We start from the raw sequence: 483 nt of genomic DNA, 5'->3' as shown, positions 1-483 counted from the left end.
GTCGTCTCGACGAAATTCGCGTCGCGGTCGGCCTTCATCAGCTTCGCGATGCGGTCGAGCGCGTCGCTCCACGAGATGGGCTGCCACGTGTCCGAGCCCGGCGCGCGATACTCGGGACGCGTCAGGCGGTTCGGGCTGTGGATGAAGTCGATCAGGCTCGCACCCTTCGGGCACAGCGTGCCGCGATTGACCGGATGGTCGGGGTCGCCTTCGATGTGGATGATGCTCGACTGCGCGTTCTTCGCGCCATCGCCGAGGCCGTACATCAGGATGCCGCAACCGACTGAGCAATATGGACAGGTGTTGCGCGTTTCGACTGTGCGCGCCAGCTTGTACTGTCGGACTTCGGCGAGCGCTTGCGTCGGAGAAAAGCCCAGCAGGGCAAGACTCGATCCGGCAAGCGACGTGGCCGTCACCTTCAGGAACTGGCGCCGGGACATTTGTAGCATGGTGGTCTCGGGCGTTTTTGTGGGGTTGGGGTGA

Annotated in this window: 1 pseudogene; it reads right to left on the bottom strand. The window is 63.8% G+C overall.

The annotated features are described in order from the left end of the window. Positions 1 to 449 (bottom strand): annotated as a pseudogene (locus SB816_RS29820) (formate dehydrogenase); the annotation flags it as partial. Positions 450 to 483 lie beyond the last annotated feature (34 nt).

Origin of the sequence: Achromobacter sp. SIMBA_011, from assembly GCF_046535435.1 — a bacterium.
Lineage (GTDB): Bacteria > Pseudomonadota > Gammaproteobacteria > Burkholderiales > Burkholderiaceae_B > Achromobacter > Achromobacter dolens.
The sequence above is the reverse complement of the archived record's forward strand: the minus strand, read 5'-3'. Positions and strand labels throughout refer to the sequence as shown.